A 15,492-nucleotide genomic window follows, 5' to 3' on the forward strand; every position below is an offset into this window, starting at 1 on the left:
GATCGGGGGTGTGCAGGGCGCGGGCCGGAGAGGACAGTGGGCCCCATGCAGATTCCACTCTCCGTGATGGACTTCCTCGACCGGGCCGAGCTGGTCTACGGCGACCGGGTCGGCATCGTCGACGAGCCGGTGCAGCCGGCCGAATCCTGGGGCGAGCTGAGCTACCGCAGGGTCGCCGAGCTGGCCCGGGCCCAGGCCGCCGGACTGGACCGGCTCGGCGTCGGGCCGGGCGAGCGGGTCGCGATCGTCTCGCACAACTCGGCCCGGCTGCTGACCTCCTTCTTCGGGGTGAGCGGGTACGGCCGGGTGCTGGTGCCGGTGAACTTCCGGTTGAAGGCCGAGGAGGTGTCGTACATCGTCGAGCAGAGCGGCGCCTCCGTGCTGCTGGTCGACCCCGAGGTCGCGGACTCGCTGAGCGGGGTCGTGGCCAAGCACAAGTTCGTGCTCGGCGCGGACAGCGACGCCGTGCTGTACGACTTCGACGGCACCCCGCGGCGTTACGCGGTGGACGAGAACGACACCGCCACCATCAACTACACCAGCGGAACCACCGCCCGCCCCAAGGGCGTTCAGCTCACCCACCGCAACATCTGGTTGAACGCGACGGTGATGGCCCTGCACTACGGCGCCGGCGACCGGGACGTCTACCTGCACACCCTGCCGATGTTCCACGCCAACGGCTGGGGCCTGCCGTTCTCGCTCACCGGCCTGGGCGCGCAGCACATCGTGCTGCGCAAGGTGGACGGCGCGGAGATCCTGCGCCGGGTCGAGCGGCACGGGGTGACCTTCCTGTCCGGCGCGCCCGCCGTGGTCCAGATGGTGCTGGACGCCGCCGCCGACTGGGACGGCCCGGTGCCCGGCCGGGACCGGGTGCGGATGATCGTGGCCGGCGCCCCGCCGCCGACCTCGGTGATCCAGCAGGTCGAGGAGCAGCTGGGCTGGGAGTTCATGCAGCTCTACGGCCTGACCGAGACCTCCCCGGTGGTCACGGTCAACCGCTCGCGGGCCGAGTGGGACGCGCTCCCGGCCGCCGAGCGGGCCGAGAAGCTGGTGCGGGCGGGCGCCCCGGCGCTCGGCACCCGACTGCGGGTGGATCCCTCCGGCGAGGTACTGGTGCGCTCCAACACCGTGCTGGACGGCTACTGGCAGCAGCCCGGGGCGAGCGCCGAGGCGCTGCGCGACGGCTGGTTCCACACCGGCGACGGCGGCACCCTCACGGACGGCCTGCTGACCATCTCGGACCGCAAGAAGGACGTCATCATCAGCGGCGGGGAGAACGTCTCCTCGATCGAGGTGGAGGACTGCCTGTACGACCACCCGGCGGTCGCAGAGACGGCGGTGATCGGGGTGCCGCACGAGAAGTGGGGCGAGACGGTGAAGGCGCTGGTGGTGCTCCGGGAGGGCCACGAGGCGGTCACCGAGGCCGAGTTGATCGCGCACTGCAAGCAGCGGCTGGCGGGCTACAAGTCGCCGACCACGGTGGAGTTCCGGGACGCCCTGCCGCGCACCGCCACCGGGAAGCTGCAGAAGTTCCGGCTGCGCGAGCCGTACTGGGCCGGGCGGGACCGCCAGGTCAACTGACGAGCCCCGACTCCCTTGCCGCGAGGGCGAGTTCGGTCCGGTTGCGGACCCCGAGCTTGTGCATCGCGGACTTGAGGTAGCCCGTCACCGTGTTGCAGGTCAGGCCCAGTCGGGCGGCGATCTCCGGGTTGGTCCGGCCGGTCGCCGCCCAGCGCAACACCTCGTGCTCGCGCGGGGTCAACGGCGGTACGGCGGAGGCCTTCCGGGGCCGCTCGCGGTTCCAGGCCGCGGCCCCGGCGAGCGCCCGGGCCGCCGCCTTCGCCAGCGTGCCGACCGCGGAGATCCGCACGTCCCCGAACGGGACGACGGTGCGCAGCGAGGCGTACACCACGCCGTGCACGGTGCCGTCGCCCATCAGCGGGACGGTGAGCATCGCGTACAGGTCGTCGGCGGCCACGGCCGCGTCGTAGTGGTGCGAAATGGTCGTCGCCGCACGGTAGTCGGGCACCCAGGTGGGCGCGCGCTCGGCGAGCGCCCGGCCACCGAGGCCGAGTCCGGCCGGGACGGGCATGTCGTGCAGCAGGTCGGCCCGGGTGCCGGCCCAGTGCCGCAGCACCATGCCCTCGGCGTCGGGGCGGCTGCCGGGCAGCGGCTCGGGCACGCCGACCAGGCCGACGTCGACGCCGCACTCCGCCACCACCCGGCGGGCGAGGTCGCCGAGCACGGCGTCCCGCACCAGCTCGGCGGCGCGCGCGGCGAGTTGGGGATCGTCGGGTTGCGCAGCGCCGTCGAGGGGTTGCGCAAGGTGGGGGTCCGCAGCCCTGGTCATCGCGGAATTGTCACACGCGGTGGGGCCGGTGGCGAGAGTCCTGACATGCGTGTTTCGTGGAGTCGCGGACGCCGGCGGCTACCCGGGCGTAGGGTGCGCCCGGACGCTACCGGCGGGTAGCGAACACTGGCGGCAGCGGGTGACGGCCACCGGCGGAAGCGGGTGGTGAACACCGGCGGAAGCGGGTGGTGGCCACCGACGGAAGCAGGTGGTGGCCACCGACGGCAACCGCCTTGACCGGAAGGGGAACCGATGACCGAGCCGAAGGCCCCGGACGACGTCCTGGGCGGGCTGCTGGCGGATCTGCGAACCGAGAGCGCGGTGCTGGACGACCTGGTCGCCGGACTGCCGGCCGAGGGCTGGGCCCGCCCGACGCCCGCCGAGGGCTGGACGGTGGCCCACCAGATCGCCCACCTGGCCTGGACGGACGACTGGACGGCGCTGGCCGCGCGCGATCCGGAGGGCTTCGGCGCCTCGCTCGGCGGACGGTTCGCCGAGTTGTCGGCGGCCGGCGCCGACCCGGTCGAGGAGGGCGCCCGCGCCGGAGCGACCGCCGAACCCGCGGCGCTGCTCGCCCGCTGGCGGGCCGGGCGGGCGGAGGTGCTGGCCGCGCTCGGCGCGGCCCCGGCCGACGTCCGGCTGCCCTGGTTCGGCCCGCCGATGAAGCCCGCCTCGATGGCGACCGCGCGGCTGATGGAGACCTGGGCGCACGGCCAGGACGTCGCGGACGCGCTCGGCGCCACCCGCGAGCCCACCGACCGGCTGCGGCACATCGCCCACCTGGGGCTGCGCACCCTGGGCTTCGCCTTCACCCTGCACGGGCTGCCCGCGCCCGAGCGCCCGGTCCGGCTCGAACTGGCCGCGCCCGACGGCGGGACCTGGTCCATCGGCCCGGCCGGGGCGCAGGACGTGGTGGCCGGGCCGGCCCTGGACTTCTGCCTGCTGGTGACCCAGCGCCGCCACCGGGACGACCTCGCCCTCACCGCCACCGGGCCGGTCGCGACCGCCTGGCTCCCGATCGCCCAGGCCTTCGCCGGGGCGCCGGGCAAGGGTCGCCCGCCCGGGGCGTAGGACGGGCGGCCTGGACGCAGGGTGTAGGGCGCGCACCGGGGTGCCGGGCCGCGAGGGGACACGCACCGGGCTCCGGGGGATTCGTTGTCGGACCCCCGGGGTTGAATGGCGGGCATGAACGACCTGCTCAACCGCCTGCCCGCCATCCCCGACCTGCGCGACCGCTGCCGCGCGCTGGCCATGCTCGACGCCATCATCTGCCCGGACGACTGGGCGGCGCGGTACTACTCCTTCGACTCCGCCTGGGGCGAGGGCGAGGAGATGGCCTCGATGCGCGACGGCGAGGGGTCCGACTGGTTCATGGTGTTCTCCCCCGCCGGCGTCTACGGGCGGGGCTTCGGCCACGGGGCCGCGAACAGTCCGGAGCTGCTCGCGGCCGTCCCCGAGGAGTTCCGTCGCTTCGCCGAGGAGCCCGCCTTCCAGGACGAGGACGGGCCGGTCGTGACGGTCTGCTTCTGGCGCGCACCGCAGGACGCCGCCTGGCGCGGCGCGGCCGCCGAGCGGGGCGCGGAGGGCCTCTTCGAGCTGCTGCTGGACGGTTCCGCGGAGGCCTACCTGGCGTGGGCCGAGGAGTACTTCGAGCCGGAGCACGAGCTGGACCCGGCCGCGATCGGGCACGTCCTGGCACTGCGCCCGCTCACCCCGGCCGTGGTGGCGGCGCTCAACCCGGACACCGACCTCGACGAACTCGCCGAGGACCTCGCGGAGATCGGCTACCCGGTCTGACGCTCTGACGCACCCCACGGACGGCGCCCGCCCGCCGCACGGACGGCGCCTTCCCGCCGCTCGGCCTCGCCGAGCGGCCCGTCCTCCGGAACCGGAAGCCGCTCACAGGCCGATCCGCAGCGGGGTGAGCCGGGTGGCGATCAGGTTGGTGGCACCCCGGTCGCGCTCGATGTGCCCGTGGACCAGCAGCCCGGCCCGGTCCAGGGCGGTACGGCGCTGGGACTCCCAGACCGGACGGTTGCAGATCACGTTGATCAGCCCGGTCTCGTCCTCCAGGCTGAGGAAGAGCACCCCGCCGGCCGTCGGCGGCCGCTGCCGGTGGGTGACCAGGCCGCCGACCACCACGGCCGTCCCCGGCGGCACGTCCGGGAGCCGGTCGGCGGAGAGGGCGCCGCCGCGCTCCAGCTGGGCGCGCAGGTGCTGGAGCGGATGGCTGGTGGCGGAGGTGCCGGTGGCCCACAGGTCGGCGATGGTCTCCTCGATCGGGCTCATGCCGGGCAGCTCCGGCGCCTCGGCGCCGGGGGTGGTGCCGGGGATCAGCTCGGCCGAGATCCCGGCGAACGCCCCTGCCGCCCACAGTGCCTGACGCCTGGTCAGCCCGAAGCGGTCGAAGGCCCCGGCCGTCGCCAGCGCCTCCAGGGCGGGCCCCGGCAGACCGGTGCGGCGGGCGAAGTCCTCCAGGTCGGCGTACGGCTGCCCGGCCACGATCGCCTCGGCCTGCGGGGTGCCGATGCCGCGCACCGTCTCCAGGCCGAGCCGGATCGCCGGCTGCGGGCGCCCGGCGGTCAGCGGTGGCTTGGGGGTCGGCCCCCGGTAGGGCTCCAGGGAGGGCCGCGCCCCGCTGGCGTTGACGTCCACCCCGCGCACCCGCACGCCGTGCCGCCGGACGTCCGCGACCAGGCTGAGCGGCGAGTAGAAGCCCATCGGCTGGTTGGCCAGCAGGGCGCAGGTGAAAGCCGCCGGGAAGTGGTGCTTGAGCCAGGCGCTGGCGTACACCAGGTAGGCGAAACTGATCGCGTGGCTCTCCGGGAAGCCGTAGTTGGAGAAGGCCTCGATCTTGCCGTAGACGTCCTCGGCCACCTCGGGCGGGATGCCGCGCTCGGCCATCCCGCCCAGCAGCCGCTCGCGCAGCCGGGCGACCCGCTCGTGCGAGCGCTTGGCGCCCATCGCCTGGCGCAGCCGGTCGGCCTCCGCGGGGGTGAACCCGGCGCAGTCGATGGCGAGTTGCATCATCTGCTCCTGGAACAGCGGCACCCCCAGGGTCTTGCCGAGCGCGTTCTCCATCAGCGGGTGCGGGCAGCCGGGCGGCTCCGCCCCGGCGCGGCGGCGCAGGTACGGGTGGACGGATCCGCCCTGGATCGGGCCGGGCCGGATCAGCGCGACCTCGACCACCAGGTCGTAGAAGTGGTCCGGCTTGAGCCGGGGCAGGGTCGCCATCTGCGCCCTGGACTCGACCTGGAACACCCCGACGGTGTCGGCCCGGCGCAGCATCGCGTACACGCCCTTGTCGTCGTCCGGGATGGTGGCCAGGTCGTAGCGCAGGCCGTGGTGCTCCGCGACCAGGTCGCAGGCGTCGTGCAGGGCCGCGAGCATGCCGAGGCCGAGCAGGTCGATCTTCACCAGCCCGGCACCGGCGGTGGACTCCTTGTCCCACTGGAGCACGGAGCGCCCCGGCATCCGGGCCCACTCGGTGGGGCAGATCTCGCCGATCGGCTCCCGGGTGAGCACCATGCCGCCCGAGTGGATGCCCAGGTGGCGGGGCAGGCCATGGAGCTGGGTGGCGAGCTGGAGCACGTCGGCGGGGATGACGGCGTCCGCGCCGGGGGCGGAGCGGAAGTCGGTCTGCCGGCTGAACGCGTCCACCTGCCCCTGCGGGTAGCCGAGCACCCGGGCGGCGTCGCGGATCGCCAGCCGGGGCCGGTAGGTGATCACGTTGGCGACCTGGGCGGCGTGCTCGCGCCCGTAGCGGCCGTAGACGTACTGGATGACCTCCTCGCGGCGGCGGTTCTCGATGTCCAGGTCGATGTCGGGCGGCCCGTCCCGGGCGGTGGAGAGGAAGCGCTCGAACAGCAGCTTGTAGTGGATCGGGTCGACGGCGGTGATCCCGAGGGCGTAGCAGACCGCCGAGTTGGCGGCCGAGCCGCGGCCCTGGCACCAGATGTCCCGGCTCCGGCAGAAGTCCACGATGTCGTGCACGATCAGGAAGTAGCCGGCCAGGTCGAGGTCCTCGATCACGTCCAGTTCCTTGGCGAGCTGGCGGCGGGCGGCGGCGTTGCCGGGGCCGAACCGGGCCGGGCCGCCGGCCGCGACCAGGGCCCGCAGATGGCTGATCTCGGTCTCGCCCACGGGAACGGGGAAGCCGGGCAGCTCCGGGTCCAGCCGGGCGAAGTCGAAGGCGCAGGCCCGGCCGAGTTCGACGGTGGCCCGCTGCACCCCGGGGAAGCGGGCCAGCCGGCCGGCCATCTCGCGGCCCGAGCGCAGGTGCGCGGTGCCGGCCGCCCGGGTCCAGCCGACCGCGTCCTGGAGGGTGCGGCGCCCGTGCAGCGCGGCGAGGCTCTGCGCGAGTCGGCCCTGGGCGGGGCCGGCGTGGTGGGCGTTGGTGGAGGCGACGACGGGGAGACCCGCCTTCGCCGCGAGGGCGGCGAGGGCGTCGTTGCGCCGGTCGTCGCCGGGCAGCCACTGGTCGATCAGCTCGACGTGGACGTTCTCGCGGCCGAACGCCTCGGTGAGAGTGCGGAGTCGGTGCTCGGCCTCACCCCGGGTGGCGGGTGGGGTGGCGTTCCGGTGGGCGCTCGGGCGGGTGCCTGGATCGGCGGGCGGGTCGGCGGGCGGGTCGGCCAGCGCGGCGGGGACCCGGCCGAGGCGGCAGCCGGTGAGCACCGCCCAGTGACCGCCGTGCGCCCCGGCGAGCGCCTCGAGGTCGTACACCGGGTTGCCCTTGGCGCCGCCGGCCAGCTGGGCGGCGGCGATCGCGGCGGAGAGGCGGCGGTAGCCGGCCGGGCCACGGGCGAGGACCAACAGGTGTTCCGTCGACCTTTCGTGACGGATCGTCAGTTCGGCGCCGAACGCGGTGGCCAGGCCCGTGCCCCGGGCCGCCTCGGCGAGCCGGACGGCGCCGTACAGGCCGTCGTGGTCGGTGATCGCGAGGGTCTCCACGCCCAGCCGGACCGCCTCCGCGACCAGGTCCTCCGGATCGCTGGCGCCGTCCAGGAAGCTGAAGGCGGAGTGGACGTGCAGCTCGGCCCAGGGTTCGGGGCCGGGTTCGAGGCCGGGTTCGGGGCAGGGTCCCGGGGTCGGGGGCTCCTCGGGAACGGGGCGGGTGCGGCGCAGCGGGACGACCGTACGGTCCGGCGTGGCACCGGTCAGTCTGCGGTGCAGCTCGCTCCAGGGAACGGTGGGGTGGCTGGTGAAGCCCATCGGGGTCGCCTTCGTCGTTCTCGTGCTCGTCCTGCTCCCCCCTCCCACTGGGTTCCGGAACCGCTAGTCGTAGCCGGCCTCCAGGTACCAGGCACCCCCCTCCACGGCGAGCAGCAGCGCCCGGCCGCCGCCCACCACGACCTGGAACCGAGCCCGGCGCCGGGCCCGCGACTGGTCCCACCAGTACTCGACCGCCGGCCAGGGCCCGGTCCAGCCGTCCACCCGCTCCTCCCGGCCCCGGACCACGACCAGGGACGGCCGGGCCGACACCCCCGCCCGGCCGTCCACCGTGACCGGCCGCCCGGCCCCGTCCAGCACCCGCACCGACGCCGGCTCCCGCAGCACCACGGCGGGCCACACCTCCGGCAGCCGCCCCGGCCAGGGCGCGTCGGCCGGCACCGCCGCCTCGTACGGCTCGCCCCACGGCACCTTGACCACCTGCTCGCCCGGGCCGCGGCCGCCGGCCGGCTCGATCCGGCGCAGCCCGGCGTGCCCGAGCACCGCCTGCACCCGGGCGACCGCGCGCTCCACCCGGTCGTCCGCGACGGCCTGGCCCCACAGCGCGAGCTGGCGGCCCTGGTCCGGGGAGAGGCCGTCGGGGGCCAGACGGAGCAGGGTGAAGCCGGCCTGGCCGCTCGGGGCGCTGCTCGGATCGCTGACCCGGGCGCTGCTCGGGTCACTGCTCTGGTCGTTGCTCCGGTCGTTGCTCCGGTCGTTGCTCCGGTCGTTGCTCGCGGAGGCGCCCTCGGAGGCGCCCGCGAAGGTGCCTGCGCCCTGCCAGGCCTGGAGCTGCCACCGGACCCGCTCGGCCAGGGCCGTCGCGGACAGCCGGCCCTCGTGCCGCCACAGCCGGGAGGCCGTCCGGCCGTCCGCGCAGGCCACCTCGACGGCCACCCGGCGGCAGGTCAGCCCGGCCCCGGCGAGCCGCTGGTGCAGCTGCTCGGCCAGCGTGCGGGCGACGAACACCAGCGGCTCGGCCAGCAGCTCCGGCGGGTCGAAGCGCTGCTCGACGGCGAGGTCCGGCTCCTCCTCACGCGGTACCAGCGGGCGCGGCTGCAAGCCGCGGGCCAGCCGGTGCGCGACCGCCCCGGACGGGCCGAAGCGGTCCGCGACCGACTCGGCCGGCAGTGCGGCGAAGGCCCCGACGGTGGGCAGGCCGAGCCGCCCGAGCAGCTCGGCCAGCGCCTCGTCGCCCAGCGCGCTCACCGGGTACGGGGCGAGGAACTCCGCCGTCCGGCCGGCCGGAACCAGCACCCCGGCCCGGGCGGCGAGCACGGCGGCGAACAGGCCGTCGGCGACGCCGACCTGGGCCTGCGGGGCGGTTGCCGGTCGGGCCTCGACGGGCCGGGCCTCAACCGGCCGGGCTTCGACGGGTCGGGCTTCGACGGGCGCCGCAACCGGGACGGCCACCGCACCCGGGACGGCGTCCGGGACGAGCGGCTGCCCGAGGGCGTCCGCCACCGCTCTGCCGACCTTGGCGGCCAGCGCCTCCTCACCGCCGAAGTAGCGGCCCGGGCCCTTCACCGGGATCGCGCACAGGCCCGGGCGGATCACCTCCACCCGGGGCGTGAACGCCTCCACCGCCGCGACCACCGGCTCGAAGCGGCGGGTCTCCGCCTCCGGGTCGCGGTCGCGCAGTTCCAGCGACGGGCAGAGCCGTTGAGCCAGCTTGAGCCGCTGCCCCTGCCGCACCCCGGCCTCCCGGGCACCCGCCGAGCAGGCGAGGATCCGCCCGCCCTCGGTCACCGCGACCGGGTCGTCGCCGGTGAGTGCCGCCACCGGCCAGTCCGGGCACCAGACCACCAGCACCCGGGGGGTTCTGTCGTCCGCCATCTCAGACCACCGCCGCCACGCGGGGGGCCAACGGCTCCGCCGCCGGTATCACCGGGATCGCCGGGGTCGCCGGGAGCACCGGATCCGCCACCGGCTGTGGCTGCTCCTGGAGCGGGCGCACCGCGCCGTGCTCGTCCGGCAGCCAGAGCCGGGCCGTCCGGCCGTGCACCGCCGAGCCGCGGCCCTCGGCCACCACCTCCACCTGTCGGCCGACGAGCTGCCCGTGGCCGTCGCCCAGCCCGAACCAGCGCCCCGAGCGCACCCCCAGCCGCAGTGCCGCGCCCGGCCACGGTCCGGCGACCAGCAGCACGCAGCCGCTGCGCCGCAGCACCGCCGCCAGCCGGGCGGCCAGCTTCGGCGGCACCGGCCCGTCCGGGCGCAGCATGATCAGCTCGACCGCGCCGGCCAGCACCGAGACCACCTCGGCCCAGTGCGCCCCCGGATCGTCCACGACCAGCAGCCGTCGCAGGTCCAGCCCGTACCCCTCGGCGGCGGCCAGCCCCAGGTCCGGCAGTCCGACCGCCGCGGCCCAGCCGCCCTCGGTCTCCTTCACCCCGGCGGCCAGCGCCAGCAGCAGCCCGGTGTCCCCGCCCGCCACCGACACCGCCGTCCCCCGGCGCAGCCCGGCGTCGGGCAGCACCTCCCGCAGCGCGGACGGCACCGGCACCAGCCCCCGGGACCCCACCGCCGTCTGCCAGGTACCCGGCGTCCCCCGCCCGTCTCGCTCCCCTTGCTCCCCCGGCTCCCCCGGCACGGCAGCCGGGGACGCCACCGGGCGGAGCACGGGGCGTGCGGGCTGCTCGGCGGTGGATTCGAAAACAGATTCGAAAACGGGCACAACCCCAGGATCGAACATACGTTCGCAAAGATTCAAGTCCGCCCAGGTCACCCCACCCGTCACTCTCCGCAACCGGCCCTACTGTGGCCTGGCCGTAGGCCGGTGGGCTTGGACCCAGGCCGGTGCCGGGCGCAGTCGACGGCGATCCACCGGGAACGCGGGCGACTTTCCCGCGGCACGGCCGAATCCTTCGAGGCGGCGCGCACCTCTTATAGACGTGCCGACGAACGTCCGGCACGGGATCCGGAGGTAGTGATGATCATCGGAATCGGCATCGCCGTCACCCTGGTGCTGCTCTGCACCTGCATGGTGGTCGTAAAGCGCAGGCGAGCCGGACGTGGCTGAATCGACCTGGCCCGGCGCACGGCTGATCGCCGCCGCGCAGGGCGGCGACGTCGACTCGATCGCCGCACTGGTGTCGGGCTCGCACCCCAACGTGCAGCGGTTCGCCCGCTCCCTCTGCGCCACCCCGGAGGACGCGGAGGACGCGGCACAGGAGGCCCTGATCATCCTGTACCGCAAGATCGGGATGCTGCGGGCCTCCGGCGCCCTGGCGTCGTGGATGTTCCGCATCGTCCGCAACGAGTGCCTCCGGCGCGCACGCGCCCAACTGCGGGACCGCAGCGTGCCGTTGCGGCAGGACACCCCCGCACCCTCGGCCGAGGACCAGGTCCTGCAGAGCCTGGAGGCGGGCACGGTGGCGGCCGCGGTCGCCGCCCTGCCCCCGGACCAGCGCCGCGTGCTGATCATGCGGGACATCCAGGGCCACAGCGGCCGCGCGGTCGCCGACGCACTGGGCCTCAGCACGGCGGCGATGAAGTCGTGCCTGCACCGGGCCCGTACGGCGGTCCAACAGGCCCTGCGGGCCACCACCTGAATCCGGCTGGAGGGAACGATGACTGGAACGACAGGCAGGACGAAGGGTGGGACGAAGCCCGGGTCCGATGCCGGACCCGACGGCCCCGACTTCGCGAGCAGGTCCCTGCCCGAGCACGTCGTGCGCGGCGTGGTGGGTTTCGGTGCGCTGGTCGGCTCGGTCGCCCTCATCCCGGCGGTCGGGCCGGTCGCCCTGGGCCTCCTGCCGATCGGCCTGCTCGCCCTGCGCGGCTGCCCGACCTGCTGGACGATCGGCCTGATGCAGACGATCTCGCGGGGCCGCCTCCAGCGCTCCTGCGAGGACGGCCAGTGCAGGCTGACCGTCGCCGGCCAAGGCGAGCACCGGGAGGACGGGTCCGGAGGCACGTCGGCGCCGTTACGCCGTCGGGTGACGGCGCCGGGCGGGTGACGGCGGGCGGGTGACGCCGGGCGGGTGACGCCGGGCGGGTGACGCCGGGCGGGTGACGCCGGGCGGGTGAAGGTGCTCGCCCGACCGGACTACCGACAAGTGTTTTTTCCTTGACAAATTTTTTTGTCGGATAGAAGCTGGAACGGTGCTGGAAGTCGCCGTGATCGAAGAACCCGCCGCGGCCGAGGCCTCGCTGGACCCGATGCGGTCACGCCTCCTCGCCGCCCTGACCGAGCCCGCCTCGGCCGCCATGCTGGCCGCCCGGCTGGGACTGCCCCGGCAGAAGGTCAACTACCACCTGAAGGAACTGGAGCGGCACGGCCTCGTCGAACTCGCCGAGGAGCGCCGCAAGGGCAACGTCACCGAACGGGTGTACCGCGCCACCGCGGCCTCCTACGTGATCTCCCCCAGCGTCCTGGCCGCCGTCAGCCCGGACCCCACCCGCTCCCCCGACCAGCTCTCCGCCCGCTGGCTGCTGGCGCTCGGCTCCCGGCTGGTGCAGGAGGTCGGGGCCCTGCTGACCGGAGCCTCCCGGGCCCGCCGGCGGGTCGCCAGCTTCGGCATCGACGCGCAGGTGCGGTTCGCCTCCGCCGCCGACCGGGCCGCCTTCGCCGAGGAGCTGGCCCAGTCCGTGGCCACCCTCGTCAGCCGCTACCACGACGAGTCCGCGCCCGGGGGCCGCAGCCACCGGGTGGTCGTCGGACTCCACCAGATCCCCGCCGCACCACCCGAGGCCGAGGCCAAGGCCGGAGCGGGGACGGAACCGGCCGGGGCCGAGGTGGCGGCCGGGGACATCGCCGCTGCGGCGGACGAGGCCGGGAGCACACCGAACCAGGAGGACCCGCGATGACCCACCCGTTCGAGATCGGGCTGGAGACCTCCCTGCCGGCGAGCCCGGAACAGGTCTGGGAGGCGATCGCCACCGGGCCGGGGATCGACTCCTGGTTCATGGGCCGCAACGAGCTGGACCCGCGCGAGGGCGGCACCGCCGTCATGGAGACCGGGGGCCACCGCGAGGAGGCGGTCGTCACCGCCTACGAGCCCGGCAAGCGCCTGGCCACCCGTACGGCCACCGGCGAGGACGGCCGGTTCATGGCCTTCGAGTACCTGATCGAGGGCCGGGACGGCGGCGCCACCGTCCTCCGCGTCGTCCACAGCGGCCTGCTCGGCGACGACTGGCAGGACGAGTACGACGCGCTGCGCCGTGGCTGGCCCTTCCACCTCCACACGCTCCGCGAGTACCTCACCCACTTCCCCGGACGCACCGCCGTCCCCGTCTTCGCCGCCGCGCCGTCGGCCGGGCGGCCGGAACCGGAGGTCCGGGCCCTCCTCGCCCGCGCCCTGTCGCTGCCGCTCCCGGTCACCACGGGCACGCGGGCCCACGGGGAACCGGCGGGCCTGCCGCCGCTGGACGGCGAAGTGGTCTGGGCGGACGACGAACGCGTCGAGGTCCGTACCGCCGACGGGCTCTACACCTTCCACCACGGCTCCGGCCTGGTGCTGCTGTTCCACCACCTCTTCGGCCCGGTTCCGGACGGGGCCGAGGCCGAGGCCGCCTGGCAGCAGTGGCTGGCCGAGGCCCTCGCCTGACCTGCCACTTCGGGCCTTCGGGCCTTCGGGCCGACAGACCCGATCCCGGCCCAGACTCAGCCCCAGACCCAGACCCAGACTCAGCCCCGCGAGAGAACCGAGGAACCACTCATGCGCACCCTGATCAGCACCGCCTTCATCTCGCTCGACGGCGTGGTCGAGGGCCCCGGCGGCGAACCCGGCTACCGGAACTCCGGCTGGACCTTCAAGGACATCGAGTTCCTCCCCGAGGCGTTCGAGATCAAGGGGCGGGAACAGGAGGAGGCCACCGCGATGCTGCTCGGCCGGGTCAGCTACCAGGCGTTCAGCCCGGTGTGGCCGGACATGGCGGAGTTCGCCCACTACAAGACGCTGCCGAAGTACGTCGTCTCCACCACCCTCACCGAGGACGACCTGGTGTCGAACTGGGGCGAGACCACCATCCTGCGCTCGCTCGACGAGGTCGCCGCGCTGAAGGAGACCGAGGGCGGCCCGATCATCCTCCACGGCAGCGCCGCCCTGAACCGCGCCCTCTCCGACGCCGGCCTGATCGACCGCTACCACCTGCTCGTCTTCCCGCTGCTGCTCGGCGCCGGCAAGCGCATGTTCAGCACGACGGACAAGGACGCCCAGAAGCTGAAGCTGGTCGAGCACGAGGTGTACGGGAACGGCCTCCAGAAGCAGGTCTTCGACGTGGTCCGCTGACCGGCAGGGCCCGTCCGCCCCGCCCAGGCTGTCGCCTCCCTGACCGTCAGCTCCCTGGCCGCCACCTCTCCGGCCGTCAGTTCCCTGATGGTCAACGCCCGTCCGCCGTGCGCCAGACGAACACCTCGCTGCTCGGCTGCCGCTCCGAGAAGCGCCCCGACGACGAGGTCCGGGCGAGGAGTCGACGGAGGTCCGACTCGAAGGCCGGACGGCGCTCGGCGAACAGGTGCGGGGCCGAGGAGGAGAGCGCGAAGACGCCCGCGACCGCGTCGTCGGCCGTGCGCTCCAGCGGCCGCCCGCCCGGGACGACGATCCGCCGCGGACCGGTGAAGCCCGCCCGGGCGAGGACGGCGGCCTCGTCGTCCGGCGTGCCGTGCGGCAGCAGCCCCTGCCCGGCGCGGCGGACCGGGCCGAGGTAGCGCCGGACCAGTTCCCCGATCGCGGCGTACGGGACCGGCGGGTGCGGCAGCCCCTCGGTGGGACGCGGTTCGCCCTTCAGGTCCGAGATGTGTGCCAGGGCGCCACCCGGCCGCAGCATGCGCCGCACGGTCGCCGCCACCAGGTCGCGGTCCATCCAGTGGAAGGACTGGCCGAAGACCGCCAGCGTGAAGGTGCCGAGGCCCGACGGCAGTTCCTCGGCCCGGGCCCGCACCCAGGTGACCTTGGGCTCCGCGGCGCCCGCCCGGCGCGCCTCGGCGATCATCCCGGCGTCCGGGTCCACCCCGACGACCTCACCGAACAGGTGCGCCAGGCCCAGCGCCAGCGTGCCCGGCCCACACCCCACGTCGAGCAGCCGTCCCCGCCCGTCGAGCCCCAGTTCCTCGACCAACGCCTCCGCCAGTCCAGGGGCGTACGGGAGTCTGCCGCGGGTGTAGTGGGCGGCCGTTCCGGCGAACAGCGTCTCGTCCCAGGACCAGGCCTCGTCGGCCATCTCCGCTCCTTCGAAGGGGCCTGACGTTCGGTGAACAGCCTTGATCATGGCACGTGTTGACGCTCGGTCCCGGCCGGCCGGGACCGAGCGGGACGGCCTTGGCCGGCCGGGACGGGAAACCGATGGACAGGCATCCCGCGGCCAACAGACTGGTCCCATGACTTCGACCGACGACAAGAACGATCTCCGGATCTACATCCAGGATGCCCGCGACGCCCTGCTCTGGAAGCTCGAAGGCCTCTCCGAGTACGACCTGCGCCGCCCGCTCACCCCCACCGGGACCAACCTGCTGGGCCTGGTCAAGCACGTCACCGGCGCCGAGGCGCTGTACTTCGGCGACACCTTCGGCCGTCCCTTCCCCGAACCGGCCCCCGTGTGGATCACCGGACAGACCGAGCCCAACGGCGACATGTGGGCGCGGGCGGACGAGAGCACCGAGGAGATCGTCGGGCGCTACCGACGGGTCTGGGCCCACTCCGACGCCACCATCGAGGCCCTGCCGCTGGACGCCGTCGGCAAGGTGCCGTTCGGTGCCCGCCACGAGCAGACCCTCCACCGGGTGCTCGTCCACATGATCGCCGAGACCCACCGTCACGTCGGCCACGCCGACCTGGTCCGCGAACTCGTGGACGGCGCCACCGGCCAGCGCTCCGACGGCGCCAACACCGCCCCCGGCGACGCCGACTGGTGGCGGGCCCACCGCGACCGCGTGGAGCAGGCGGCCCGGGAGGCCGGCGGCCTCGGCTGAGGAGGAAGGGGGCGGGGTT

Annotated in this window: 14 protein-coding genes; 9 read left to right on the forward strand and 5 right to left on the reverse strand. The window is 74.8% G+C overall.

What is annotated here, in order from left to right; all coding sequences use genetic code 11:
• Positions 1–45 precede the first annotated feature (45 nt).
• Positions 46–1,581 (forward strand): AMP-binding protein, encoded by a 1,536-nt coding sequence (locus ACGF13_RS04385; RefSeq protein WP_392868836.1) that lies wholly within the window; start codon positions 46–48, stop codon positions 1,579–1,581.
• On the opposite strand, the gene ACGF13_RS04390 is transcribed toward ACGF13_RS04385, so the two are convergent.
• Positions 1,574–2,350 carry a LuxR C-terminal-related transcriptional regulator gene (locus tag ACGF13_RS04390; RefSeq protein ID WP_392868838.1) on the reverse strand — a complete coding sequence of 259 codons (777 nt, stop codon included), beginning with the start codon at positions 2,348–2,350 and terminating at the stop codon, positions 1,574–1,576. The two genes, ACGF13_RS04385 and ACGF13_RS04390, sit on opposite strands and share 8 nt — an antisense overlap.
• A 252-nt stretch (positions 2,351–2,602) precedes the next feature.
• On the opposite strand from ACGF13_RS04390, the gene ACGF13_RS04395 reads away from it, so the two are divergent.
• Positions 2,603–3,421 (forward strand): TIGR03084 family metal-binding protein, encoded by an 819-nt coding sequence (locus ACGF13_RS04395; protein WP_392868840.1) that lies wholly within the window; start codon positions 2,603–2,605, stop codon positions 3,419–3,421.
• Between the two features lie 114 nt (positions 3,422–3,535).
• Positions 3,536–4,147, forward strand: coding sequence for a hypothetical protein (locus tag ACGF13_RS04400; protein ID WP_392868842.1), 612 nt, complete (start codon positions 3,536–3,538; stop codon positions 4,145–4,147).
• A 102-nt stretch (positions 4,148–4,249) separates the two neighbouring features.
• Here ACGF13_RS04400 and ACGF13_RS04405 read toward each other — a convergent pair whose 3' ends face one another.
• The 3 genes from ACGF13_RS04405 to ACGF13_RS04415 all read right to left on the reverse strand — a co-directional run bounded on the left by ACGF13_RS04405 (position 4,250) and on the right by ACGF13_RS04415 (position 10,064).
• On the reverse strand, positions 4,250–7,564 hold the full coding sequence (locus ACGF13_RS04405) for an error-prone DNA polymerase (RefSeq protein ID WP_392868844.1): 3,315 nt from the start codon (positions 7,562–7,564) through the stop codon (positions 4,250–4,252).
• Between the two features lie 63 nt (positions 7,565–7,627).
• Positions 7,628–9,397: a DNA polymerase Y family protein gene (locus tag ACGF13_RS04410; RefSeq protein WP_392868845.1), complete on the reverse strand. Its 1,770-nt coding sequence runs from the start codon at positions 9,395–9,397 to the stop codon at positions 7,628–7,630.
• A 1-nt stretch (position 9,398) separates the two neighbouring features.
• A complete protein-coding gene (locus ACGF13_RS04415) occupies positions 9,399–10,064 on the reverse strand; it encodes a hypothetical protein (RefSeq protein WP_392868847.1) in 666 nt (221 codons plus the stop codon).
• A 508-nt stretch (positions 10,065–10,572) separates the two neighbouring features.
• On the opposite strand from ACGF13_RS04415, the gene ACGF13_RS04420 reads away from it, so the two are divergent.
• From ACGF13_RS04420 to ACGF13_RS04440, 5 genes are all read left to right on the forward strand, one after another.
• Positions 10,573–11,112: an RNA polymerase sigma factor gene (locus ACGF13_RS04420; protein WP_392868849.1), complete on the forward strand. Its 540-nt coding sequence runs from the start codon at positions 10,573–10,575 to the stop codon at positions 11,110–11,112.
• 18 nt (positions 11,113–11,130) lie between these two features.
• On the forward strand, positions 11,131–11,520 hold the full coding sequence (locus ACGF13_RS04425) for a hypothetical protein (protein WP_392868851.1): 390 nt from the start codon (positions 11,131–11,133) through the stop codon (positions 11,518–11,520).
• A 145-nt stretch (positions 11,521–11,665) separates the two neighbouring features.
• The gene (locus ACGF13_RS04430; protein ID WP_392868853.1) at positions 11,666–12,370 is read left to right on the forward strand and encodes an ArsR/SmtB family transcription factor; all 705 of its coding nucleotides are present in this window, start codon (positions 11,666–11,668) and stop codon (positions 12,368–12,370) included.
• Entirely contained in the window at positions 12,367–13,110 is a 744-nt protein-coding gene (locus tag ACGF13_RS04435) for an SRPBCC domain-containing protein (protein WP_392868855.1), read from the forward strand. The genes ACGF13_RS04430 and ACGF13_RS04435 overlap by 4 nt, the downstream gene beginning before the upstream one ends.
• A gap of 111 nt (positions 13,111–13,221) precedes the next feature.
• Entirely contained in the window at positions 13,222–13,794 is a 573-nt protein-coding gene (locus tag ACGF13_RS04440) for a dihydrofolate reductase family protein (RefSeq protein ID WP_392868857.1), read from the forward strand.
• 91 nt (positions 13,795–13,885) lie between these two features.
• Here ACGF13_RS04440 and ACGF13_RS04445 read toward each other — a convergent pair whose 3' ends face one another.
• Positions 13,886–14,725, reverse strand: a complete 840-nt coding sequence (locus ACGF13_RS04445) for a class I SAM-dependent methyltransferase (protein WP_392868858.1) — start codon at positions 14,723–14,725, stop codon at positions 13,886–13,888.
• 157 nt (positions 14,726–14,882) lie between these two features.
• Here ACGF13_RS04445 and ACGF13_RS04450 point away from each other — a divergent pair, with 157 nt between their 5' ends.
• Positions 14,883–15,473, forward strand: coding sequence for a DinB family protein (locus ACGF13_RS04450; protein ID WP_392868860.1), 591 nt, complete (start codon positions 14,883–14,885; stop codon positions 15,471–15,473).
• Positions 15,474–15,492: the final 19 nt, after the last annotated feature.

This window comes from Kitasatospora sp. NPDC048286, from assembly GCF_043201735.1.
Lineage (GTDB): Bacteria > Actinomycetota > Actinomycetes > Streptomycetales > Streptomycetaceae > Kitasatospora.